The sequence below is a fragment of the Enterococcus sp. 2201sp1_2201st1_C11_2201SCRN_220225 genome (assembly GCF_040925905.1).
GTDB lineage: Bacteria > Bacillota > Bacilli > Lactobacillales > Enterococcaceae > Enterococcus_C > Enterococcus_C asini_A.
This window is the reverse complement of the sequence record NZ_JBCOJC010000025.1, coordinates 1-24259: the sequence shown is the minus strand read 5'-3', so window position 1 is coordinate 24259 and position 24259 is coordinate 1. Positions and strand designations below refer to the sequence as shown.

At 41.2% G+C, this 24259-nt stretch carries 21 protein-coding genes, 1 tRNA gene, 1 other RNA gene and 1 pseudogene; 11 read left to right on the top strand and 13 right to left on the bottom strand.

What is annotated here, in order from left to right:
* The first annotated feature begins 3 nt into the window (after positions 1 to 3).
* Positions 4 to 198, top strand: a non-coding RNA gene (ssrS, locus tag AB5754_RS08110) — 6S RNA.
* 78 nt (positions 199 to 276) lie between these two features.
* On the opposite strand, the gene AB5754_RS08105 is transcribed toward ssrS, so the two are convergent.
* Positions 277 to 2382, bottom strand: coding sequence for a UvrD-helicase domain-containing protein (locus AB5754_RS08105; RefSeq protein ID WP_368251606.1), 2106 nt, complete (start codon positions 2380 to 2382; stop codon positions 277 to 279).
* A 192-nt stretch (positions 2383 to 2574) separates the two neighbouring features.
* Here AB5754_RS08105 and AB5754_RS08100 point away from each other — a divergent pair, with 192 nt between their 5' ends.
* The 3 genes from AB5754_RS08100 to AB5754_RS08090 all read left to right on the top strand — a co-directional run bounded on the left by AB5754_RS08100 (position 2575) and on the right by AB5754_RS08090 (position 4120).
* Positions 2575 to 2859, top strand: a complete 285-nt coding sequence (locus tag AB5754_RS08100) for a hypothetical protein (protein ID WP_311833916.1) — start codon at positions 2575 to 2577, stop codon at positions 2857 to 2859.
* Positions 2860 to 2928: 69 nt separating this feature from the next.
* The gene (locus AB5754_RS08095) at positions 2929 to 3402 is read left to right on the top strand and encodes a universal stress protein (RefSeq protein ID WP_368251607.1); all 474 of its coding nucleotides are present in this window, start codon (positions 2929 to 2931) and stop codon (positions 3400 to 3402) included.
* Positions 3403 to 3559: 157 nt separating this feature from the next.
* On the top strand, positions 3560 to 4120 hold the full coding sequence (locus AB5754_RS08090; protein WP_368251608.1) for a helix-turn-helix domain-containing protein: 561 nt from the start codon (positions 3560 to 3562) through the stop codon (positions 4118 to 4120).
* 41 nt (positions 4121 to 4161) lie between these two features.
* Here the strand turns inward: AB5754_RS08090 and mgrA are convergent, their stop codons facing one another.
* Positions 4162 to 5151 carry an L-glyceraldehyde 3-phosphate reductase gene (gene mgrA / locus AB5754_RS08085; RefSeq protein ID WP_368251609.1) on the bottom strand — a complete coding sequence of 330 codons (990 nt, stop codon included), beginning with the start codon at positions 5149 to 5151 and terminating at the stop codon, positions 4162 to 4164.
* A gap of 115 nt (positions 5152 to 5266) precedes the next feature.
* On the opposite strand from mgrA, the gene AB5754_RS08080 reads away from it, so the two are divergent.
* Complete coding sequence (locus AB5754_RS08080; RefSeq protein WP_368251610.1) at positions 5267 to 5665, top strand: MerR family transcriptional regulator; 399 nt, start codon at positions 5267 to 5269, stop codon at positions 5663 to 5665.
* A gap of 357 nt (positions 5666 to 6022) precedes the next feature.
* Here the strand turns inward: AB5754_RS08080 and AB5754_RS08075 are convergent, their stop codons facing one another.
* The gene (locus AB5754_RS08075; RefSeq protein ID WP_368259542.1) at positions 6023 to 7237 is read right to left on the bottom strand and encodes a hypothetical protein; all 1215 of its coding nucleotides are present in this window, start codon (positions 7235 to 7237) and stop codon (positions 6023 to 6025) included.
* Positions 7238 to 7646: 409 nt separating this feature from the next.
* Here AB5754_RS08075 and AB5754_RS08070 point away from each other — a divergent pair, with 409 nt between their 5' ends.
* The 3 genes from AB5754_RS08070 (at position 7647) to AB5754_RS08060 (ending at position 10457) form a co-directional block, all read left to right on the top strand.
* Positions 7647 to 9146 (top strand): helix-turn-helix domain-containing protein, encoded by a 1500-nt coding sequence (locus AB5754_RS08070; protein WP_368252228.1) that lies wholly within the window; start codon positions 7647 to 7649, stop codon positions 9144 to 9146.
* Between the two features lie 75 nt (positions 9147 to 9221).
* The gene (locus AB5754_RS08065; RefSeq protein WP_368252227.1) at positions 9222 to 9638 is read left to right on the top strand and encodes a YrvL family regulatory protein; all 417 of its coding nucleotides are present in this window, start codon (positions 9222 to 9224) and stop codon (positions 9636 to 9638) included.
* A gap of 108 nt (positions 9639 to 9746) precedes the next feature.
* Complete coding sequence (locus tag AB5754_RS08060) at positions 9747 to 10457, top strand: MgtC/SapB family protein (RefSeq protein WP_311833908.1); 711 nt, start codon at positions 9747 to 9749, stop codon at positions 10455 to 10457.
* 119 nt (positions 10458 to 10576) lie between these two features.
* On the opposite strand, the gene AB5754_RS08055 is transcribed toward AB5754_RS08060, so the two are convergent.
* The 4 genes from AB5754_RS08055 to AB5754_RS08040 form a co-directional block, all read right to left on the bottom strand.
* Positions 10577 to 11008, bottom strand: coding sequence for a universal stress protein (locus AB5754_RS08055; protein WP_368252225.1), 432 nt, complete (start codon positions 11006 to 11008; stop codon positions 10577 to 10579).
* 62 nt (positions 11009 to 11070) lie between these two features.
* Positions 11071 to 12042: a diaminopimelate dehydrogenase gene (locus AB5754_RS08050; protein ID WP_368252224.1), complete on the bottom strand. Its 972-nt coding sequence runs from the start codon at positions 12040 to 12042 to the stop codon at positions 11071 to 11073.
* 125 nt (positions 12043 to 12167) lie between these two features.
* Positions 12168 to 12929 (bottom strand): formate/nitrite transporter family protein, encoded by a 762-nt coding sequence (locus AB5754_RS08045; protein WP_311833905.1) that lies wholly within the window; start codon positions 12927 to 12929, stop codon positions 12168 to 12170.
* A 170-nt stretch (positions 12930 to 13099) separates the two neighbouring features.
* Positions 13100 to 13594: a hypothetical protein gene (locus AB5754_RS08040; protein ID WP_368252223.1), complete on the bottom strand. Its 495-nt coding sequence runs from the start codon at positions 13592 to 13594 to the stop codon at positions 13100 to 13102.
* Between the two features lie 184 nt (positions 13595 to 13778).
* Here AB5754_RS08040 and AB5754_RS08035 point away from each other — a divergent pair.
* A tRNA-Leu gene (locus tag AB5754_RS08035) sits at positions 13779 to 13862 on the top strand.
* Between the two features lie 88 nt (positions 13863 to 13950).
* Here AB5754_RS08035 and AB5754_RS08030 read toward each other — a convergent pair.
* From AB5754_RS08030 to AB5754_RS08020, 3 genes and pseudogenes are all read right to left on the bottom strand, one after another.
* Positions 13951 to 15381, bottom strand: a complete 1431-nt coding sequence (locus tag AB5754_RS08030) for a 6-phospho-beta-glucosidase (protein ID WP_368252230.1) — start codon at positions 15379 to 15381, stop codon at positions 13951 to 13953.
* A gap of 45 nt (positions 15382 to 15426) precedes the next feature.
* Entirely contained in the window at positions 15427 to 16758 is a 1332-nt protein-coding gene (locus AB5754_RS08025; protein ID WP_368252222.1) for a PTS sugar transporter subunit IIC, read from the bottom strand.
* 175 nt (positions 16759 to 16933) lie between these two features.
* A pseudogene (locus AB5754_RS08020) lies at positions 16934 to 17672 on the bottom strand (MurR/RpiR family transcriptional regulator).
* Between the two features lie 287 nt (positions 17673 to 17959).
* Between AB5754_RS08020 and AB5754_RS08015 the strand changes: the two are divergent.
* Together AB5754_RS08015 and AB5754_RS08010 are read left to right on the top strand one after the other, a co-directional pair.
* Positions 17960 to 18610, top strand: coding sequence for a FusB/FusC family EF-G-binding protein (locus tag AB5754_RS08015; RefSeq protein ID WP_368252221.1), 651 nt, complete (start codon positions 17960 to 17962; stop codon positions 18608 to 18610).
* 125 nt (positions 18611 to 18735) lie between these two features.
* Positions 18736 to 19992 (top strand): CapA family protein, encoded by a 1257-nt coding sequence (locus tag AB5754_RS08010; protein ID WP_368252220.1) that lies wholly within the window; start codon positions 18736 to 18738, stop codon positions 19990 to 19992.
* 266 nt (positions 19993 to 20258) lie between these two features.
* On the opposite strand, the gene AB5754_RS08005 is transcribed toward AB5754_RS08010, so the two are convergent.
* From AB5754_RS08005 to AB5754_RS07995, 3 genes are read right to left on the bottom strand one after another with little or no spacing between them, the layout of a single operon-like run.
* On the bottom strand, positions 20259 to 21581 hold the full coding sequence (locus tag AB5754_RS08005) for an NAD(P)/FAD-dependent oxidoreductase (RefSeq protein WP_368252219.1): 1323 nt from the start codon (positions 21579 to 21581) through the stop codon (positions 20259 to 20261).
* Positions 21578 to 22534 (bottom strand): ABC transporter ATP-binding protein, encoded by a 957-nt coding sequence (locus AB5754_RS08000; protein WP_368252217.1) that lies wholly within the window; start codon positions 22532 to 22534, stop codon positions 21578 to 21580. Before AB5754_RS08000 ends, AB5754_RS08005 begins: the two co-directional genes overlap by 4 nt.
* Entirely contained in the window at positions 22535 to 24070 is a 1536-nt protein-coding gene (locus AB5754_RS07995; RefSeq protein ID WP_368252229.1) for an ABC transporter permease/substrate-binding protein, read from the bottom strand.
* Positions 24071 to 24259 lie beyond the last annotated feature (189 nt).

Here is a 24259-nt window from a genome sequence, read left to right as displayed (position 1 = left end):
GTGGGAATTCTGTGATGTACGAGTTGTCTTTTCTGTGTGTTGACCGAACATCTTTATTGATACCTCGGGACCTGTCTTGTGTGTAAGTTGGTAGCACGCCCTATCATTTGGTAGCTTTAGGCTTGCACCGTGGGACCCACCTGCTAGTATTTGCGGGATCAATACTATAAGACGAATAACGGCATCGACGGATATACCCCATTCTTTATGAATGAAGCCACTGACTTTTGTCAGTGGCTTTTTTGTATCTTTTATTCAAGTGCCTAGTCTAAATTCCTACTGCTCATTTTCAGGTAATCTTACAGCTGGTATCCCTTGATAAGTAAGCCACAATTGTTTAGTACTACGAGAAGCGGCGGTGTACAAAAGTCGCATATCCCGTTTACTGTGGTAATTTTTTGCAGATACATCGTAAAGCAAGACATTGGCAAATTCCAGCCCCTTTGCTAACGCCACTGGGTACACTGCAACGAAATTGTCCGCAAAATCCTGAAGTTGCTCCGCTTCCTTCTGGGTTTTCGTGATAATCGTGATTTGTTGTTGCCCAATCATCCCTTGAAACTCATGTAAAATCTTTTCAAAAGACGCAACGTCTTGAAATGTGCGATAGACCACCGGACTGCCTGCAGGTCGCACCGGCAAGATTTCCATGTTCAGCTTATCGGCTACCAAACTAGCAAAAAATGCAGTGATATTTCCCGTAGTTCGATAACTTTTGGTCAACTGATAGTACTGAGGCTGTTTTTCTAAAAAGAGTTCCTGCATATCCGCAAATGAAGTATGGCTGTTAAAAATGGCCTGGTTGTCATCTCCCACTAAAGTAAACCGACTTTTGGGATAAAGAGCTTTTAGCAAATAAAGGGCAGCTGGCGTGTAGTCTTGCACTTCGTCTACTAAGATAACCTGATAGTCTCGGTGTCTCAGAGGTTCAATTTGCCTTTGGTGAAAGTAACATTGCGCCACCCCTTGATCCACATTGAATGTTCCTACCTCTAATGAATTCCCTTCATAAGATTGATATACCTCGTAAAACATCGCTCTTTCGTCTAACCAGGCATAATTTTCAATTTCTTGACTTACAAAGGCATATTTTTTACGCAACAATTTCAATGCAAGAAAGTCTAGTTGATTCTCATCTGCCTGTGTCAATAAACGACCTAGTAATTTTTCCTGTTGTGCTTGGGTCAAATCTAAAATTTGTTGTTGCAGACTCACTTTGCGACTATCTTTTACTAAGCGCCGTCCCCACTCTTGCAACAGACGCTGCTTCATTCCTTGAATGCGTTTTGCAAAGGGGCCAATCGGCGTCTGGTCAAAAATCTGCTGCAAATATTCTTGAGAAAGAATTGTTTTGCCCTTTTTAACAATCGGCACAAACCGAGGCGTGATTTCCAACTCACTTTCTAAATACTGCATAAAGGCCACAGAGCGCAGTACGTCTTCTTCAGCGGAGACTTCTTCTTTGCTAATGCGTTGGAAGTAGCCTGTTTCACTTTCTTCCACAGTACCAAAAGTTTGCAACCATTCCAACAACGTCAAAGTCGGTGGATTGGCTTCTCCTAAAGCTGGTAACACGCCGGCAATGTACTGGGAAAATTGCTGATTAGGGGAAAGAATCAGCATATCATCTGGCCTATAGCGTTCTCGATTTTGATAGAGTAAATAAGCGATGCGTTGAAGAACCGTAGAAGTTTTGCCACTACCCGCCACCCCATTGATCAACAGTACTTGAGCCCTTTGATCCCGAATAATTTGATTTTGCTCGATTTGAATCGTAGCAGTGATGTCCTGCATTTTTTGCGAATGATCCTCTGCCAAGGCGGCCAATAATACCTCGTCTTGAATTGTCGTGTCGGTATCGAAGTAATTTAACAGCCGATCATGATCTGTTATCAATTGTCGCCGTTGTTTCATCTGCACCGGAATCACTTGCCCTCGTACCTCATAAGAAGACCCGCCCAGTTCATTATTATAGAAGAGTTCTGCAATAGGCGAACGCCAGTCATGAATCAAAGCCTCATTCTCTGGGGTAAAACCATTGATGCCAATGTAAAAAGCTTCTGGTGGCTGACCTTCAAGAAAGTCCACCCTGATCTTGCCAAAATATGGCGCCGGCAACAAGCGACGTACTTTGGCCAATTCCTTTGAAGCACTGTCCAATTGCAAGTTGTATTGATCAATTTGCCGATTCAAATTCTCAATTGCCGAAAAAGTGTCTAAATTATCCAGATAGCTATCAAAGTTCAGCCGTACTTCCCCGGTCATTTCCTGCAAGGCTGAGCAACCGGATTGGCTTTTTTCTTCTATCAACTGACTAAGTTTGCTTTCGGCTGTCAATAACTTTTGATACACCATCTGTAAATGTTGGGCTTCGCTTTCCATAGCTTCACTCCTGTCTTCTAAATGAATCCCTACTCTACTCCGAACTCCACCTAAAAACAAGACTGTTTCTTGCTCCCTAAGAGCGGTATAATAGTAATGGGAAGGGTAAGACTCACACTATGCACCCTCAAAGTCCCCTTTCTATCAGAACTTTGATACAATGAGAGCAGAAACTGTCTAGGAGGAAATCCCATGCTCACCTTTTTTGTTGTTTTATTTGCGCTTTTACTCGCCTTAATTGGCTTTAGTTTATTGAAAAAGCCCCAGTGGTTCTTACCTTTAATCGGCGAATCCACCGAAAATCGCAGCTTTCTCAATTCCTTTGGTATCCTGTATTTACTAGCCGCACTCGTTGGTATCCCGGTGATTGTCTTAAAAATTAAAATGTTGATTTATGCCTATTTACTAGTGGTTATGGTATTGACATTGTTCTTTAGTTTTCGTCTTTCGAAAAAAATGACCGCTCCCCGTGAGTAATTTTTTGCTTTTTCGCCAAAGTGGTCTACAATAAAAGTATAGAAGGATAACTAAAAGGAGTGATAGAACATGTTGCAACAATACAAAACAATTCTAGTGGCTGTAGATGGCTCTAGCGAAGCGGAACTCGCATTTAAAAAGGCGGTCAATGTAGCCAAACGAAATCAAGGGAAGCTGATCATTGCCCACGTCATCGACACCCGAGCTTTCCAAACTGTTTCCTCATTTGACGGTATGTTAGCAGAACAAGCCACCGAAATGGCTAAACAAACCCTGCAAGACTATGTAGACTATGCGAAAAAAGAAGAATGTCACGATGTAACCACCGTTATCGAATACGGCACACCAAAACCAATCATTGCCAAACAAATCCCTCAAGAACACGATGTGGATTTAATCATGTTAGGTGCCACTGGTTTAAACGCGGTGGAACGCCTCTTTATCGGTTCGGTTTCCGAATACGTTATTCGTAACGCCACCTGTGATGTCTTAGTAGTCCGCACTGATTTAAATAATCAGATTGTCGAAACCAAAGAAAAATAACACTTAAAAGTCAGTAAGTCAGGACGATTTTCGTCCTGGCTTTTTTGTTTTTTAAGGATAATCCATGATAAAATGGAACTCAACGAATGGTTGAGCATAGATTTAGTGGATTCAACGAGGGGTTGCTTGCCCCTTTTTTCAACGGGAGGGTATCATAATGGTAGAAGTTGGTCCAAAAATAAAAGAACTGCGAGAAGCAAAAAAGATCTCTCAAAAAGAGCTAGCAGAATTTCTCCACGTAACTCCTCAAGCAGTATCCAAATGGGAAAACAGCAAAAGCTACCCAGACTTGGATACCTTGCTACAACTCAGTCGCTATTTTCATATTTCGGCAGACAAGTTGTTGGGAAATTCCAAACCATCTTTTTTCGCTGCTCTCTTTTCAAAAGGAGGAACTACCATGGAAGCCACACCAAAGATTTACCCTGAAGGCCCCGTTCCGAAACTCGTCAAGGTAGCCGTTACGGCAATTTTTTTGATTCTCACCTTTGACAACGGAGACACCCGTTACTTACGCTCCCATTTAGCCCAAGATCAAGCTGCGGCTTTCGAAAGTCAATCTCAGGGCAAAAGAGGCTTACTTTTCGCCCAAAGTCGTCAAAGTTGGCTAGGGACTACTAGCGAAATCCTTGCTGACGGCAGCTTGCTTTTAAACGAAAAAGATCGCTATACTCCAGAAGAACTCTGGTACGATAGCAGTGAAAAAAGTACCGACTAAAAATTACGCCCCACTCTTTTAATTAGAGTGAGGCGCTTTTCTTATTTTCCTAAAATACTATCAATCTTCACCAATTCTTCATCGGCAAAATCCAAATTATTTAACGCTTTTAAATTATCTTCCAATTGACTAACTCGAGAAGCACCGATTAAAACACTGGCCACAGTTGGTTGGCGTAAGTTCCAAGCCAAAGCCATTTCCGCTAAAGTTTGGCCCCGGTCTTTGGCCACTTCATTTAACTGACGAACTTTGTCAATGGTCTCTTCCACCCGATCTTCTGATAAGAAGGGACTATCACTGCGGTGAGCCCGAGAGTCTTCAGGAATTCCATTTAAGTAACGACCAGTTAACAGGCCTTGAGCTAGCGGGCTAAAGACAATTGCGCCTAAGCCTTCTTGGGCCAAGACATCGGTTAAGCCCTGTTCAATTCCTCGTTCAAACATATTGTACTTCGGTTGATGAATGATAAAAGGGGTATGCCATTCTTTAAAGTACTTGCTGATTTCCGCCGTTTGTTCTGGCGTATAATTTGAAACCCCCACATACAAAGCCTTTCCTTGGCGTACTAAAAGATCTAAGGTATGGGCGGTTTCCACTAGTGGGGTGTTGGGATCTGGACGGTGATGATAGAAAATATCCACATAGTCCAAGCCTAAACGTTTCAAGCTTTGGTCACAGCTGGCAATCAAATTCTTTTTCGAACCCCATTCACCATATGGCCCCGGCCACATATAGTAACCCGCTTTAGAAGAGATGATGATTTCATCTCGATAAGCGCCTAGTCCTTCTCGCAAAATTTTGCCAAAGTTCAGTTCTGCCGATCCTGCTGGAGGCCCATAATTATTGGCCAAATCAAAGTGGGTAATGCCATTGTCAAACGCAGCATAAACAATTTCTTTTTGAGTAGCCACTTTGTCCACATCCCCAAAGTTATGCCAAAATCCTAATGAAATCTCCGGCAAACGCAGACCGGACTGCCCTACATAACGATAGCGCATTTTGTCATAGCGATTTTCTTGCGCACGGTACATGTTCAATTCCTCCTTTTGTGAAAGAGCGATTTGTAAATCGCTTTCTTACTTTACTCACTATAGCACTTCAAGTACACTTGAAGTAAAGAAAAATTACCAAAAAAGGAGACAAAAAATGACCCCAGACCAAACCACTTACACCATTCGCCAAGTCAGTGAGCAATTTCAGTTGCCCATGTCTACGTTACGCTATTATGAAGACGTTGGCCTTTTAAAAGACGTGCCTCGAAAAGGACAACAACGAGCTTACGAGACCCAACATTTAAACCGGATTCACGCAATTAATTGTTTTAAACATACCGGGATGACCATTCAGCAAATTCAACAATTCTTCTATTATGAAGACGAGACCCAAGACTACGACGCTTTGGTGGGGATGTTACAAGCCCAATGCGCTGCCTTAGAAGAACAACTCACTTTACTGTTGGACAATCAAGCACACTTAAAGAACAAACTGAAACATTACCAAGAGAAAAAAATTGCTTTTGAAGAAGGACAAAAGATTCGTAGCTAAGATTCGTAAGTATAGAAAGGGACCGTGACATAAGTATTCCCTAAATGATAAACAACGAACATTTAATTTTTATTGATAAAAAAGATTCGGATGATAAAAAATAGTGACAATTTTTGTGTCTTAGTCCGAAGAGAGAACATTACCATACGTGAAAAGAGAAAAAGCGAATTACGCTGCCTTAGCTTGATGAAATCAAGGTTAGGCAGCGTTTAAGATTTTTAGCAATGAAAAGAAGGGTATCTTCCAATGATTTTTAATGGAAGATACCCTCCTTTTGCTTGCGTCTCACGTTTGGTATTGTTCGGTTCGTAGGACGGTGACCCAACTATTGTCACAGCCTGTTTAGTCATCTGAATTTTAACTAGCTAAGACACAGCGGTTCACACTATCATTGATACAAGTTTGCAAACTAATCCGTTCCCCGCCGGCGTAAAGCATACGAGGGAAAACGTCATCGCTAGGATTATTGGCATTATACCCATCGTCATTCACGTCAATCACTTCATAAACTGTATAGGTGCGACTGTTGCCACTACTATCGACTACCGTAATCGCTGATCCGACAGACAATCCCATAACACCGGAAAAATCGCCTGGGTTATGACCGATAAAGTGAGTGGGTGCGCCATCTGTTACACTGCCACTGCCCATCCATGTCCCGGCGCCGCTACCAGGAGCTGCCGATGCGCCACCAGATGGGATAAAGGGCACCGTGCTACCAGCAAAACGTAAGACAGAAGTTTCTACAGGAGCTGGTGTAGTTGGGGCAGGAGTTGCCTCGCTAATTTGAGTTTTCCCTTGGTCACTAGCATTGTTTGTAGCAGAAGTTGCGCTATTGGGAACTTCTGTTGCGGCAGTTGATTCTGCCTCGGTGCTACCTTCTTCACTTTTTTCTTCTGTTATTGGTTCAACTATTGCTTCGGCTGTTTCAGCTTGAGTTTCTGCTGGAGTGGCTTCTTCAGTTGAAGCTGTAGTTTGTTTTTCTGGTTTTGCAGCTACTTGAACAGTGACTTCTTTCGTTGTTTGATTACCAGATAGGTCGGTTGCTGTTAATTGCACCTTTTGTTCCCCGACTTTTTCTTTATCAAAGCCACTGACTTTAAGGGCTTCTGAGTCTAAAGTTTTTGGTGCTTGATCGGTTACTGTAACTTTGTCCAATGGGAAGTCTTCCCCTTGAGTAAGTTTGATGGTTTCATCACTTTCAATAACCGGAGAAACCGTGTCTCGCACATTAACCGCCACAATCCGTTGAATTTTTTGATTGTAAGGCAATTGTAAATTGATTTTTGCCGAATAAATTCCCGGTTTTAAAGAATCTAAGAAGCTATCATCGGGAATTTCAACATCCAAAACCTCGCCTACTTCTTCGGCTTTCGTCAGTTCAACAATCTTTTCTTTGGTTAAATTTTCATATTCACTGTTATCAATCAGTAAATTTGCAACAAACTTTTGATCCACTGCCGCCTCAGCATTAATATAAGAATGCAAGTTATAAAAACCTACACCAACAAGTACAACTCCCAAAACAGCTACTACAGTTGAAATTAGTTTTGAATTTTTCATTTGTTTCAATTCTCCGCTCCTCTTTTTTCTATCACTACTTTACGTAAAGGATGTTCTTAAATCTAAAATATTGTTTATAAATTTGACTATTGAATCGCAGCATTGCGCTTCACATCAACTTTATAATGGAATTCCCCAATTATTTCTATATTTATGAACTTTCATGAATTAGAAAAAAAACGACCAAAAAATAAAACTGTCTTGTCACCTATATGAAGACAATGCAAACCCACTGAAAACTTTCAATAATCATTCAAAACCATCAAGACTTAAATAACAAAATCTCCACTAGACATCAGCACGCTCTTTTGCTTTTCTTAATCTTTCCTTTGGTGTTTCTTTATTATTTTCAGACTAGGTTTTTCTTCCTTGGAAAAAAGATTGGTATAATAAATAAAAAGGCTAAGGAGGGATGACGATGCGTTACGAACAAATCATGTTTACTAAAAATCAATTAGACTACTACCAGCTCTATGAAAAAATTTCCAAACTGCCAAAACGCAGCTATTCTCATCGCCAATTAGCTGAACTCACTGGATTTACCTATGCCAAAGTAAAATACACATTGGAGCGAATTGGTGAAATCATTGAAAATCTCGATTCTCACCAAGCAACCTTATTTACCCAAGGCAAGCAACTTGAGATTCAAAAAATCACCATCTCCTTAACCGCTTTTCGTAGCCAGCTATTAAAAAATCAATCCGTGCCTTTTCAATTTTTACTCTGGTTATTAAAAGAAGAAAAAAGCGACGTGGAAGATTTTCTCGCCCAGCATTACATCAGTTTTTCCACTTTAAGCCGAAACATTCGACCTTTACAAAATTATTTGAAGCAGTACGACATTCATTTAAACCTAAGCGCTGGGGTTTTAACCGCTTCTGATGAACTGTTGCTCCGCCAATCACTTTTTTACTTATTTTGGATGGGAACGCAAGGAGAGACGGCAATTTTTGAACCTTATGTAATCGAAGAAAATCTCCTACCAAAACTCCTTGCCCATATTCCCGATGAACAGCACTATGTTACTGAAAAAATGTATCGCTTAATGCTGATTATTCAACATTTTCGCTTAAAACATGGGCATTATCACCAGAAAGAACATCGCGCCCAGCAACTACTAGAGGCTAATCCTTTATATGATCTTTCCTTATGTCAAAATAACAAGCTGATTCCTCCAGAATTCATTACTAACGAATCGGCTAGTCTGTTGTTAAGCAGTTTGACCAGTCCTTTGTTTGTGTCTGGAGAAAGCAAACTCCCTTGTAACCATCATTTGGTTTTAGCTAAAAAGCTCCCCACTTTGCAAGCTTTAGTGGAAGCCTTCTTAACGTATTTTGAAACCAAAATTTTCCAAGAGAAAATTCCTAGTCACCTGCGGGCAACCTTACAAGTAAATATGCTCCAAGCCGCTGCGGGGATTTGGGTTTTTCAAGGCAGTTTCCCTAACCTCCATTATTTTTTGGTGCAAGAAAATCGGCAAAATCCCGCTAGCGTCCACTATGAAGAAGAAATTCGCAGCTTCTTTCGCAGTGATAAGACCCCCTCATTTTTAACCTATCGAGCATACTTTCCTACGTTGGAAAAGAGTTTCGGGCATATTTTACAACCTTACTATGTTCAAAAAATGAGCTGGACTAAGCTGAAAGTCGCCATTGCCATTGAGCCTAATAGTATTCTTTACGATAAACTAGACTTAGTTTTAAGCTCGATTTATTTTGTTCAAATTGAAGTTTTTATGGCCAATCAAGCAAAAGAATACGACTTGGTGATTACCTCCATTGCTTCTTTTTCTCAAGATTTTCCAGAAATTCCTCATTTGCTGTGGAATATTGTGACGCCTGATGAAGAATTGCCTTATTTGTTTTATACTTTGCGAGATCTTTATCACAATAAAAAGAATAAATTACGCTTTATTTAACCTGCCTACTTTCTTGTCCTTTAGTATTAGTTTGTTATAATAGAAGCAGTTTTTATAGAAAAGAGGATGTTCTCGTTGCCACAACCATCTAAACGTCCCCCATTGGCTACTATCTTGTTAGCTTTTTTAGGGACAGGGGTACTCACTTTGATTCTAGCGGTTTTTGGAGCTGCTTTATTAAATCTCTTTGGTGCAACTTATACCAGCCGTACCAGTCTCATCACCTTCGTCTTTGTGACTTTACTTTTAAGTCTGCCTTTTACGCCTTGGTTTACCGTTTTAGAAAAACGTTACTTAAAATCGCATAAGCCTGCTGATAAACTGCGCTTTATCATTGTGGATACCGCTTTTACCACGATGATCATGATCTTTACCTCACTCTTTGATACCGCAGTTGCCATTCCCTTTACCGCAGCCTTATTTACGGGGATGATTTTTTCTTTATTAGAATTAGTGCTTAACGAAAAAAACCGCCATTCTGTGACTCCTTAAGTCATAAAATGGTGGCTTTTTTCAATTTAAGCTGAAACTTTCCTAATACCTCTGGGTTTGCTACTATGGTAATAAGAGCGAGTAAACAAAAGAAGAGGAGGGAGTAGCATGGAAGAATACCATCTACATGTAGGGGAAATCGTATTGCGTTTGGTCATGGCAGTGGTCATGGGAGGCGCTGTCGGTTATGAGCGAGAGTTTAAAAAACGACCCGCCGGAATGAAAACTCATATTTTAGTCTGTCTTGGAGCCGCCTTAATCGCCATGATTCAAATGGAAATCTCTTGGTCTTCTATCACTTTTGCTTTGGATAATCCTAAAATGATTGGCGTTATGAGTGCTGATAACGCCCGCTTAATTGCCCAGATTGTCAGTGGCATTGGGTTCCTTGGCGCAGGTACAATTATCGTAAATAAAGATTCCGTCACTGGTTTAACGACGGCTGCTTCTGTTTGGGCCATTGCCGCCGTGGGAATTGCTACGGGAATGGGCTTTTACGCTTTGGCTTTAATCAGTTGGGTCTGTGTCTTAGGCGCTTTGACCTTTGTCAGTCACTTGATGCCCTTGCCTCGCACCCGGCGTCTATTAGTAGAAATGGAAGACTGGGATGCTTCCAATGACTTTATTCAAGATTACTTAGAGGAGCATCAGATTAAAGTCGAAGATATGGACTTTGAAATCAAACGCTTGCCTCAGGAGAGTTTTCGCACATACTCTGTCATCTATACTCTAACTGTCCCTCGCGGCCTTTCAGAAAAAAACTTGCTTCTCTCTCTTTCGGAAAATCCGAATATCTTAAAGATTCGGCTGATTAATTAAAAATAGAAAAGCGGATTCGACTGTGTTCTTTTACTATCAGAATTCGGCAATTAAAAAAAGACAGCCTTAACTGGTTAGAACTCCAGTTTAAGGCTGTCTTAGCATTTACAACTAAAAAACTAACGGACCACCAACACATTGCAAGGGGCATGATTTACCACATAGCTAGTGGTGGAACCCACTAAGGATTGGGTAATGGCTCCTTTACCTGTGGCACCAATCACCAAAAGGTCCACCGCATTATCCGCAGCATACTTCACGATAATTTGTTTCGGATTGCCTACTTCTACAAAGGCTTGGACATCCTCTACACCAGTTTCTGTGGCAGCTTGAATTTTTTTCAACATTTCCGTTTCTGCCCGTTCTTTTTCTTGAGCAAAAAGTTTGGAAAAGGCAAAAGCACTAGTAGCAAGTTCCGCATCATTAACAATGGCAATTAAGGTCAGGCTCGCGTGGTTACTGACCGCAATCCGTACCGCTTCATCAAAGGCTTTTTCTGACAAACGTGAGCCATCAATGGCAATAAGTATCCGATGATAGGCGTCATTCATGTAAATCCCCTCCTTTTCTTAAGGATACCACATTCCTAATGATTCTTGGAGTAATCGCTTTCTTATAGCAAATCCTTTCGCAAAGTACTATCTGCTAGTGGCGACAAATACTTCGGCGCAATATCTAAAACAGTAAAAGCACCAGATTGACCTTCTTTGGCTAAACGAGCGCAGGCTCTAGCGTAAGCCACTAAGACACTGGCGGTGAATTCTGGATTGCTGTCCAAATCCAAGGTGTACTCGATCACTTGCTGAGTCTGCGGTCCAGTTTTTCCTCTATGCAAAACCGTACCGCCATGGGGCATAGCTTTGTGTTCTTTATCCAATTCTTTTTGGGAAATAAAATTGACTTCCGTATCGTAATCGGCAAAATAATTAGGCATGGTGATGATTGCTTGGCGTACCTTTTCCTCATCTGCCTCATCTTCTAAAACCACAAAACATTGACGGAAATGCTTGTCTCGGGTAGTCAACGCTAATTCCTGTCCTTCTTTTAACGCTGCAATTACTTCACGATTGGGAATCGTATACTGGGTGGCATCTGCCACACCGGGAATCCGGCGCAAAGCATCGGAATGACCTTGACTGACTCCTTTTCCCCAAAAAGTATAGCTTTCCCCTTGTGGCAAAATACTTTGGGCATACAATCGATTTAAACTGAAAAGTCCCGGATCCCAGCCAGTTGAAATCACTGAGACCGTTTGACTAGCTTTCGCCACTTGATCCACTTTCTCAAAGTGCTCAGGAATTTTTGCATGGGTATCAAAACTGTCCACTGTATTAAAATCTTTGGTTAAATCTGGTGTCTGTTCGGGTAAATCCGTGGCTGAGCCGCCACATAAAATACAAACATCAATCTCCTCTTTTTTTCCTCGTAATTCTTCCATGGCATAAGCTTTGGCACCTTTCGTCTTCACTTGTTCTGGCAAACGACGAGTGAAAATTCCCACTAATCTCATATCCGTGCTTTGTTTCAAGGCCAATTCCACCCCGCGGCCTAAATTCCCATACCCCACAATCGCTACTCGAATCATTCCATCACTCCTTTTTATAAAATTATACTATAGCTAACCTCCAAAAAGATATTATTGATTGAAAAATCTGATAATTGAACTTTACAAAAAAGCCAGAGCAACTGCCCCGGCTTCACAAAAAATGCTTAATGATGTTTGTAACTTGCATAATAAAATCCAGAAACAAAAATTGCTCCACCGATAATATTGCCTAAGTAAACAAAAACAAAGTTGTGGAGAAATTCAAGCCACGTTCCTTGGCCTTCGAAAATTGCAGCGGGAATCACAAAACAATTGGCCACACTATGCTGAAAACCGATGGCTACAAAGACCATCACGGGAAACCAGATACCCATAATCTTACCAGCACCATCTTTCGCCCCATAGCACAACCACAAACCTAATCCCACAAACCAGTTACAGCCGATACCAGAGAAAATCGCTTGTAGCCACGTAGCTTCTGTCTTATGGTGGGCTAAGCTAAGCAATTGCTCCATGTAGACTCCGCTATGAGTTAGACCGACTAAATGACCGAAGAAATAAGCGACAAATAACGCTCCTACCAAATTAGCCAAAGTAATGGTCAAAAAGTTAATCAGCAAGTCTTTGAAGCTGATTTTTTTGTCCATAAAAGCGATACTGACCGCCATCATATTGCCAGTAATCAATTCTCCGCCAGCCATTAAAATGACAATCAAACCAATAGGGAAAACACTGGCTCCCACAAAAGCTTGGACACTGGCTAGACTTTCAGGGATGGAGGCGGAAACCCGAATATAAGCTAAATAGCCTAATGAAATCATCGCACCGCCGATAAAGCCTAAAATTAATTTTGCCAACAAAGGTTTTTGAATCTTTTTGATGCCGTTGTCGATACTAATATCAACAATTTCTGCAGGTGAAAACATATAATTGCTCCTCTCTAAAATAACACGCTACCTACTTTACGGATTTTTCAAAAAAATGCAACCACATTTGTTACAAAAAGCACAATTTCCTCAAATTATTTGAAATTAGAAATTTTGAAGCAAAAAAAGAAGCCTTCTTAAGAAAGCTCCTAAACACCGCCAGTCAACAATCAGTACAATTTTACTTGGCCTTTTTCTGCTTGTTTCAAATTATAATACACCACAAAAGGCGGAATGCAGGCAATCAAATACATGGTCACTACCGAAAGAATGCCGTTGCTAGCTACTAAATTCATTCCAGTGGGATTGTAAAAAGCATTAAAAAGCAGATTGACAGCTTGCCAACCAATCAGAATTAAATAAGGTGCTTTTGTAGGTAGTTCCTTATTTTTCAATTTTTTATTGGCTTGGAAATAACTTATCAATAAACCAATGGACAAGACTAAGCCAATGACAAAGACCAGTTTTACAGGCAAAGTATTGGCGTGTTGAAACATTTTATCTGCATCTAAACCAGCTTTTTCATAGGTATCATAAGCCGAGCGCTGGGGATTTAAAGTCCCGGGGATTCCTATTAGGTTAATCAATGTGGTAATTATCGTTAAAATAATCAGGAAAAAATTCCAAGTCTTGGCTCTTTTTGTATAAATTTCCTTTTCCTTCACGAGCTCACTCCTTTATCAATCTCAATTTCTTAAATGAATTCAATACTTCATTCTACCTATCTGCCCGCCTATTTGTCTAGGGTAAATAAAAATAATTTTTTCTTGCCAAGCTGTGACTAAAAGAATCCCACTGGCTATTCCTTGCAAAATTTTAAAGCTTCCGTTATCCTAATCTTACAGCTTTGCGGTCGTGGCGGAATTGGCAGACGCGCTAGCTTCAGGCGCTAGTGGTAGCAATACCGTGGAAGTTCGAGTCTTCTCGGCCGCATTCTTGAGTGATCTTTTAGGATCACTCTTTTTTTGATAAAAAACAATCCGCCTAGAGGAATTGCTCCAGGCGGATTGTTTTCATTCATTTATAACTGTTCTCCGTTGCTTTCAATCACTTTTTGATACCAACTAAAGGAGTCTTTTTTGCTACGATCACCACTGCCTTGTAGGTAATCGTCTAAGTCTACATAGATCATGCCGTAGCGTTTTTTCATTTCCCCAGTGCCGGCAGATACTAAATCAATAAAGCCCCAAGGTGTATAGCCAATCACATCTACTCCGTCGTAATTCACTGCATCTTTCATCGCAGCTAAGTGAGCTTTCAAGTAGTCAATGCGGTATTGGTCATGAATCTTACCTTCCTCATCCACTTCATCTACAGCCCCAAAACCATTTTCCACGATGAACAACGGCAAATCATACCGATCGGCAAACCAGTTTAGAGAATAACGCAAGCCAGTAGGATCAATTTGCCAGCCCCAGTCAGAAGCAGGCACGTAAGGATTTTTCACCAAGTCTTGGGCTTCATCATAATCATAGACCGGCGCTTTGTCTTTCCCATTGACCACGAAGGACATGTAGTAACTAAAGCCGATGTAATCGACGGTTCCTTCTCGTAAATCCATTAAATCTTCTTTGGTAATATCCAAATCAATCTTACTACGCTCAAAATAGCGATTCATGTAATTAGGGTAATGACCTTTACAATGCGCATCGGTAAACCAATAGCGACGATGCATAGCAGTCGTTGCCGCCATCATATCATCTGGGCTACAGGAATAAGGATAAATCGGCACCATGGCAATCATACAACCAATTTTAGCATCGGGATCAATTTGATGACACAGTGCTACTGCTTTTGCAGAAGCAACCAGTTCATAATGAGCTGCTTGGTACATGATGGCTTCCCGATCTTCTCCTGGTTCATATTTCAAGCCAGAGTTGGTAAAGGGAGCAAAATCTTCTTGGTAATTCGCCTGATTGTTAATCTCATTAAAGGTCATCCAATACTTCACGACCCCTTTATAGCGATTAAAACAGACTCTAGCAAAGCGCAAGAAGAATTCAATGGTTTTCCGATTGCGCCAGCCGCCGTACTCCGTTACGAGATGATAAGGCATTTCAAAGTGGGATAATGTAATGGCTAGTTCAATCCCATTTTTTTGACAATCGGCAAAGAGATCGTCGTAAAACTTCAACCCTTCTTCGTTAGGCTCTAATTCGTCTCCTTTGGGAAAAATCCGACTCCAGGCAATGGAAGTCCGGAAACAATTAATGCCTAATTCAGCAAACAAAGCCACATCTTCTTTGTAACGGTGGTAAAAGTCAATGGCATGATGATTGGGGTAATGGTAACCAGGTTGAACGCCGTCGGTTATTTGTCGTGGTTGCCCATGGGCTCCTTTGGTCATCACATCGGCTACACTAACCCCTTTGCCGCCTTCTTGCCAGCCCCCTTCCAATTGATGGGCGGCAACTGCGCCGCCCCATAAAAAGTCATTTCGTAAAATAGTCATCACTTCTTCCATCCTTCCAAACTCGTTACCTAAGAGGTGAACGGGCTATTTTGTTGCTGTTTCCATAGCTTCTGCCGCTTGTTCCGGCGTTTTACCAGTTTCTTCCAAATAGTTTAATTGGTCAGCTTTGCGGATAAATGGCAAGTACAGTAAGAATCCGATGCCTAAAACCACTGCTTGTAACAACGCGGTGCGCCAGCCTCCTACTAAGAATCCGGAAATAATCGGCGGTGTCGTCCAAGGCACTTGCACTGCGGTAAACAATGGCACTAAGCCAGTGTATAAGGCAAAGTAAGTCACAATGGAAGAAACAACTGGTGTCAAGATAAATGGTAAGGCCATAATTGGGTTCATTACGATTGGTGTAGCAAAGATAATCGGTTCATTGATATTAAAGAGTGCTGGTACTAAGGACAAACGCCCTAATTGTTTGTATTGAGCAGAACGAGCCAATAAGACCATGTAAATCACAATCCCAATGGTCATCCCCGCACCGGTTACTGTGGTGAATTGATCCATGAATTGTTGTGTCACAATGTGTCCGCCATTGGCAATGGTCAATTCTTTGCCGGCATTGATAATATCGGAGTTTTCCAAAGAATTGGCTTGCAAGATAGGCCCCATGATTCCGCCCACAATAGTAGAACCGTGAACCCCAAAGAACCATAAGAATGGTACTAAGAAGCCAATCATAATCGCGCCACCAAGAGAATCCGTCACTCCTTGCATTGGGCTTTGAATCACTTTGTAAATCCATTCTACCACTGTGGTATTTAATAACGCATCAAAGACTGCATAAATGATTAAAGCTACGATGATGATGACCGCCGCCGGAATCAAAGCAGTAAAGGAGTTAGCTACATTGGTTGGGACTTGTTCTGGTAATTTGATCCGAATATCCCGGCGTAAAAACCAGACATAGGCCCAGCCCACAAACAAACCAACTAAAATAGCTGCGATCATCCCTTGACCGCCTGTCCAAGTTTTGTTAATGACATTGCCAATCGTAACCCCAGACTCAGCATCCGTCACATTAGAACGTTGGGTTAATAAGAAGACCACTAAGGCAATCATCCCAGCTGGCAAGCCTTCATAACCATCGTCTTTTACATAAGAGTAAGCAATCCTGACTACTGCGAAAATCGCCATAATAGCAAAGGATGCTCCAAAGGCTTCATTGAAATATTCCGCAAGGCCACTGTCAGTCACCCACTTGCTAACGCCTTCTACAGGAAAGTTGGCTAAAAGCAAGAAAATTGAACCCACAATGGTAAAGGGCATGGTGTAAAGCATCCCATTTCGCAAAGCGGTGATGGCTTTAGTGTTAACAAATTTTAATACCGGCGGCAAAAGTTTTTCATTAATCCACTGATTCATAGTTTTTTTCTCCTTTTCATTCTTAGATAATTGCAGGAAAACTAAAAAAAGGTGCATCTGGCCGGCCGGACCAATTGACACCTTTATCATAACTTGTAACCGATAACATTGCGATAGCTGTACGGGGTTTAGAAACATGTTCCAAACAAAAAAACAAACAATTTGGCTGTTTGTTTTAGAGTTGTTTGGCCACTTGTTGGGCTAAAATTTCGATTAATGCCACTACCTGGCACTTGAGTAGTCAGATTCAAATGAGCTTCTCTGGGGCTTCCGACTTCTGGCATATAATAAGAAATATTGTAATCTGCCATACGGGCAATGGTGGAATTTTCATTGTTGGTAATGCTTAAAGTTTTAGCGCCATAACGTTTAAAGTCTCGCAATTGTTCAATCATCCGATCCGTTTCACCGGAAACCGACAACAAAATCACCAAAGTATTTTCCAAGCCTCTAGGGGGAATCGGTGCAAAAGGATCCGATAAAGAATACGCATTTAACTCCAAGTTAGAAAAATAACGACTACCATAGGCTCCTAACATCCCACTCGTGCCAAGACCTGTAAAAATAATATGACGGCTGTTTAAAATCATCTCCACAGCAGGGGCCAAAAGAGTCTGATAACTTTCATCGTTAAGCTTTTTCAAGAAGGTGTTGACTTGCACTGTGGCATCATAAAAATAGTCATAGGACTGCTGTTTTTTTAATTGTTCTTCTTTTAAAAAGTATTTAAATTCCGAAAAACCGGCAAAGCCTAGTTTGCTTAACGTGCGTAAAATAGTGGAAGTAGAGACATGGGCAACTTCTGCCAGTTCTCGAATAGTCAAATGTCCCAAGTTCTCAAAATGCTCCATAATATAACGATAGACTACCATTTCCAACTCATTTAGCGACTGAACGCGCTCCACATCAAACATGACTTTCACTCCTTCGTTAGTAAGCATACCTTGTTCAAAGAGAAAAAACCAGATGCACTGCAAAAAATCATCGACAGGAAAAAAACACTTTCCATGAAAATAATTGAAACTTTTTCAAAAACAAAACAATCCCCTTGCATCTAGCCTTAAACGTGATATGATACTTAAGAATTTACAAGGAGGTGATTGAAGGTGAACGACCTATCTTCTAAAGCGGTGGCTGTTGTCTGTTAGTCTGATACGGATTCTTCTTCGTATCAGTGGTTTGAAGAAAGGAATCCAACAATATGCTAAACCCAACTATCCACCCAGATCAGTATATGGCCTTGCGCCAAATCGTCCATAATCTTATCAATACTTATCAATCGGTAAATGACAGAACTACCGTAGCAACTGTCCAAGCCCTGGCCGTGGAAAAAATCCGCACCGCAGTTCCCATCGAAGACCCGGCCATGGAAGACTTAATTGCTTTCATACTAAATCCTCGTCTCACTAAGGCCAAAGCTGAAAATTATTTTGAAGACTTCAAAGCTTTCGTCATTCCCTTTGAGAAGCCCAGCGCTAAACAAATCGAAAAAGCCTTTCGTAAAGTCAAAAAGCTAAAACAGCCGGATTTAGACCAACTGGATCTGAGAGAACACACGTATATCGGTTGGAATGACCCAGGTAGTCAGAAAAAGTATTTGCTATTTTACGCCAATGGTCGCTTAACTGGCCTCAGTGGCAACATCCCCAGTGAAGTGAAGAAAAACATCTGTACCCTTTGTCATCACGAGGACAATGTGGCGTTATTTATGGCCACCACCAAAACCGGTAGTGAAGGGACTTATACCAAGCGAGGCAATTACATTTGTATCGACAGCGACAAGTGCAATCGTCAATTGACCAATCGACAAAATTTGGATCAATTTGCCGAACACTTACGCCTCACGAAATAACCAATGGAAAAAAGGAAGTCAGAAATAAAGCTGACTTCCTTTTTTATTTTACAAATTCAACTATCTTTTCCTAAAGATTTCCCCTAGAATAGAAGAAAAGGTTTTCACAAATGTAGGAGGAGCCCATGCATCCAAAACACAAGCGAAAAAAACCGTTACTCTTTATTGCGATGGTCATTTTGGTGCCATTAAGTTTTGCCCTGATTTGTTTTGGTAGCTTCTATTCAAAAGCTACTAAAAGCAACAACTCACAGCCTAAAACAACCGCAAAATCAAAGCGCTCTGAAAAAGAACCACCCACGCAACTGCCACAAACCGCTCCCAAACAGCCGCAAAAAGTCACGCTGACTGCCAGTGGGGATATGCTCTACCACGATATCACTTACGAAAGCGCCTATGATGGTAGTCGTTTTGATTTCGATAATGACTTTGAGCAAATCAAACCCATTCTGGAAAAAGCCGATTTTGCTTTAGGGGATTTTGAAGGAACCATCAATCCAAATCGAGCCTTAAGTGGCTATGCCTGCTTTAACGCACCGGTTGATTTAGTGTCCTGCTATAAAAATGCTGGCTTTGACGTGATTGATTTGGCTCATAATCACATCTTAGATACTGGTATCGATGGCCTCATCTCCACAACCCAAAGTTTCCACGAGCAAGGTCTGGACACCATTGGAGTGAAGATTGATGACAGTGATATTTTGGTGAAAGAGAAAAATGGCATTAAGATTGCTTTTTTGGCCTATGCTTACGGCTTTAATGGGATTGAAGCCACCATTAGTCCAGAAGACTATAACTATTATTTGAAAGATTTAAATATGGAAAAAGTGGCTGCCGAAATTCAAGCAGCAGAAAAAATAGCGGACATCACGGTAGTCATGCCTCAAGATGGGGTGGAATATGCCTTAGCCCCCACTCAGCAGCAACAAGACAATTACCGACAAATGATTGATTTAGGCGCAGATGTGATTTTTGGTGGTCATCCCCATGTGCCTGAGCCCACGGAAATCATTGAAAAAGACGGACAAAAGAAATTCATCATCTACTCCATGGGCAACCTCTTATCTAACCAACGTTATGAAACCTTGGGAGATTATTGGACCGAGCGAGGCGTATTGATGGAATTGGAGCTAACCAAAACTGACAACGAAACTACCATTTCCAACATCCTCCCCCATCCTACGTGGGTTTCTAGAGAACCGATTGAAGGCCGGACTTATGAAATAGCGGGGGTTACCTACCAGTCCTACGACTATCAAGTCTTTTTAGCAGAAGACTATCTGACCGGCGCCAAATACGCCAATTCAGTCCCTATTGAAAAACAACAGCGGATTGAGACTGCCTACCACGAAACAATGGAACTCTTGAATTTACAATGGTAAAAACGTCCCGGACATGGTGTTCGGGACGTTTTTATATACGTAGGAGCAAATCCTTCACTCTTTTTCCTAAAGAGTATAACTAATAACTAATCTTACTAGCAAAGGTTCTGGTCATAGCCTAAATCACAGTTATCAAAAGTCTTTATTACAATGCTAAATGCTAAATTCTAAGTTAACAGTCATTTTAGTATAATAAGCATTTAGTTGAGAGACTAGTATTGATTTTGAGTATAGAAAAAACCGGAGTATTTACTCCGGCAAGTTTTCTATAACAAATATCCCAAATCATTGGCCAACCCCGGATAAGCAAAGATATATTTCTCAATCTCTGTCTTCGTAATTTTTTTATTTAAAATCAACACTAAATAATTCATCAACTCATCTGCCAGACTACTAAAACAAGTTACCGCCACTAAATGATCGCTTTGATCATAAACCAATTTTAATTTAGCTCCTTGATCATTAATCCGAAAATAAGTATACCAACTGCTTAAATCCAAAACTTGACTGTGATAAAGCCCTGGATTTTTTGCCAATTCTGCCTCACTTAAGCCAATTCGCGCCAATCGATAATCTCCGAAAACCACTGTGGGAAGTATGGGGTAGTTTATAGGTTTTGCAGCTTTGTTCGTCATAGTCGCCACTACATAACTTGCTTCAAAGCTAGCTACAGGCGTTAATTTAGGTACGTCTTTGGCCACCACATCGCCACAGGCATAGATGTGTTCTTGACTCGTTTGTAAATATTCGTTTACTAAAATACCGCGTTTTTCATAGGCCACTTGAGCTTGTTCCAAATGAAGACTTTCGATATTTGGTTGGCGACCGGTGGCCCCGATTACCAAATCCACGGTTAAATCAAAATCTGGCGCGATTAAGTGATAGCCTTCTGCTTTTTTTATTTCTGTTAAAGAGACATCAAAATGGAAAATAATCCCCAGCGCTTGTAGATGGGCAATTAACGCTGCCACCATTTCTTTGTCAAAGCCCTTTAATGGCTGATCATTGTGATGAATCACATGCACTTCTGCTCCTGCTGCGTGGGCGATAGTAGCTAGCTCAATTGAGATGTAACCAGCCCCTACAAAGGCAATTTTTTTAGGCAAATGAGCTAGCGCTAGAAAATCTGTACTGGTGCCTAAATGCTCTTGACCTGAAATTGGCAACGGTCTTGCTCTTTGGCCGGTAGCGATTAAAAAACGTTTTGCAAAAAGCACTTGTTCTCCTACTTGAATCTCATGGGGAGAAACAAAACTTGCCTGCCCTTCATAAGTTGCAATCCCAGCTTCAGCTAAACTTCCCTTTTGTCTTTGGGGAATTTGATCTGTGTAGCTTTTTTTAAAGTCCATTAACGCTTCCCAGTTAACAGTCGGCAATCCAGTTAGCCCTTTTTCCTGTAAAGCAGCGACTTTGGCTTTTGCTTCTACTGCGCTCATTAAGATTTTTTTAGGATCACAGCCATAGTTGGGACACGTGCCTCCCCATAAATAATCTTCAATCACCGCCACGTTTTGTCCCTTTTCCTGTAGGCCATAAGCCGCAGCCATGCCTCCCGGTCCACTACCAATCACAATCACATCATATTTCATTCGTTCTCCTCCTGACTTAAAAAGCGGAAAATATCTGACTGAGTGACTTTACCTAGGATTTTTTCTTCGCTATCTTTTAACTGCACAGCCGGATACTCGGCTAACAAGGGAAACAACTGAGACAAACTAGTATCCAAACGGATTTCAGGCAAGTCTTTTTCAGAAGCACTTTGAAAAAAACCACCTTCATAAATAGCTGCTAGCTTAACTTGTCCATATCCATTTTGGGCTTCATCAAAAAAAGCACGGACAAAATCGTCTTTGGGCTGATTGCGAATAACTTCTGGCGTATCACATTGAACAATTTGACCAGCTTGCATGACCGCAATTCGGTCTCCCAACTTTAACGCTTCTTTCATATTGTGGGTCACAAAAACAATCGTATTGCCCAGTTTTTCATGTAAAGTCAAAACCAAATCCTGCAAACTGGTGCGAGAAATCGGGTCCAAGGCGCTAAAGGGTTCATCCATCAGCATAATATCCGGCTCCGCTGCTAAAGCGCGGATAATTCCAATCCGCTGTTGCTGTCCTCCTGAAAGTTCACCAGGCATTCGATTGCGGTATTGTTCCGGCTCCAAATCTACTTCTCTTAACAACTCATCCACTCGCTTTTCCCGACGCACTTTTTTCCAACCGAGCATTTCAGGAATGACTTCGATATTTTCTTTCACCGACATGGTGGGAAATAAAGCAATTTGCTGAAGCACATAGCCCATTTGCCAGCGCAGTTTTTGCAAATTGTAATCTTTAATCCGTTTATTCTTAAAATAAATATTCCCCTCAGTAGGCTCGATTAAACCATTAATCATCTTTAAAGAAGTCGTTTTGCCACTACCAGAGGGACCTACGATGACAAAGATTTCGCCTTGTTCAATGGTGATGTTTAAATCTTTTAAGACCGTTGCACTTTCAAAACGCTTCGTGACTTGTTTAAATTCGATAATCGCGGTCATCTAGTTTCCCTCCTCAATGATTTTTTCTTGTACTAAGAAATTATGGGCTACCTCAGCCGGCTGTTGTTTTTCCACATTAACCAAATAATTCATCTCAATCATCTGTTCTTCGGTAATTTTTCCTGCTAAACGATTCAAGGCTTTGATGATTTCTGGGTGCTCTTTGGAAAAATTTGCTGACAATAACGGGGCTCCTTGATATGGTGGAAAGAGTTGGCGATCATCTTCCAAGGTGACTAAGTCGTATTGCTTGATCTCACTATCTGTGGAATAAGCATCGATCACTTCCACATCCCCGGTTTGAATCGCCTGATACCGTAACGCTGGCTCCATGCTTTGCACCAAAGCGAGTTCCAAACCATATTTTTCCTGCATCCCCTTATAGCCATCACTGCGATCGATAAATTCCAAAGTAAAGCCGGCCCGTAAATCCGACTGATGGGCTACTAAATCAGAAATTTTACGAATCCCTAATTCGTCTGCTTTTTCTCGCTTCATCGCCACAGCATAAGTATTTTGATAAGCCATGGGTTCCAATAGCTCCATTTCAAACTGCTCGTCTAAAAGCTGATTGGCCAACTGATAAGTCTCTTCAGGAGAATGAATTTGGTCTTTTTCTTTTGGCACTTCCACTAGACTCTCCAATACCGTCCCCGTAAATTCAGGGTAAATATCAATTTGTTCATTTTCTAATGCGCTAAACAAAAAGCTCGTCTTCCCAAAATTTGGTTTTAAAACCACCGTCACTTGGTCATCTTCCGCTTCAATGACTTCTTTGTACATATTGATTAAAATATCCGGCTCTGAGCCTAATTTTCCGGCAATGGTTACCGTTTCTTTCGTCAATGCCTTCTTTTGAGCAACGTAGACCCCACCAATTCCTAGAAAAATCACAGCTAAAGCTATTAAGCTGACTTTCCAACTGCGGCGTTGCAAAAAACGAATCAAGCCACTAAAAACTAAAGCCAACAGTGCCGAGCAAATCGCCCCAATCAAAGTTAAGCTGGGATCATTGCGATCAATGCCTAAAAGAATAAAGGTTCCTAAGCCGCCAGCACCGATTAATGCCGCCAAAGTAGCCGTCCCAATAATCAAGACTAAGGCGGTGCGAATACCAGATATAATCATGGGCATGGCCATGGGCACTTCTACTTTGATCAATTTTCGCAGGCGTGACATACCAAAGGCCTCTGCCGCTTCTTCAATAGACGGATCAATCTCCGACAATCCGATATAAGTATTTTGAAAAATCGGCAACAGCGCATAAATTACCAAAGCAATTAACGCTGGAGTAGTGCCAATCCCGACAAAAGGAATCAGCAAACCTAACAGCGCCAGTGAGGGAATCGTTTGTAAAACACTGGTAAATTGCAAAACCACTTCGGCAATTTTCTGACGCTTGCTTAATAAAATCGCACAGGGAACGGCAATAACAATGGCAATTAACAACGCGCTTAAAGAAATGGCCAAATGCTCAAAAATCGCTTGTACTAAATCGGCTTTCCGTTCATTAAAAGTCTCCAAAATTTCTTTCATAATATCCCCTCGATTTTCTAATATACATTCAGTATAGCGAAAGCCAAGATAGCCGGCAAATGATTGAGAAATCACAAAAATGCCGCCTCCTTTAACCGGAGGCGGCATTTTTGGTTCTATAATATTTCGTGTTGGTGGAAAATCGAAGCCGATTTTCTGCCAACACTTTTTTCTCGTATTCAAATCAAA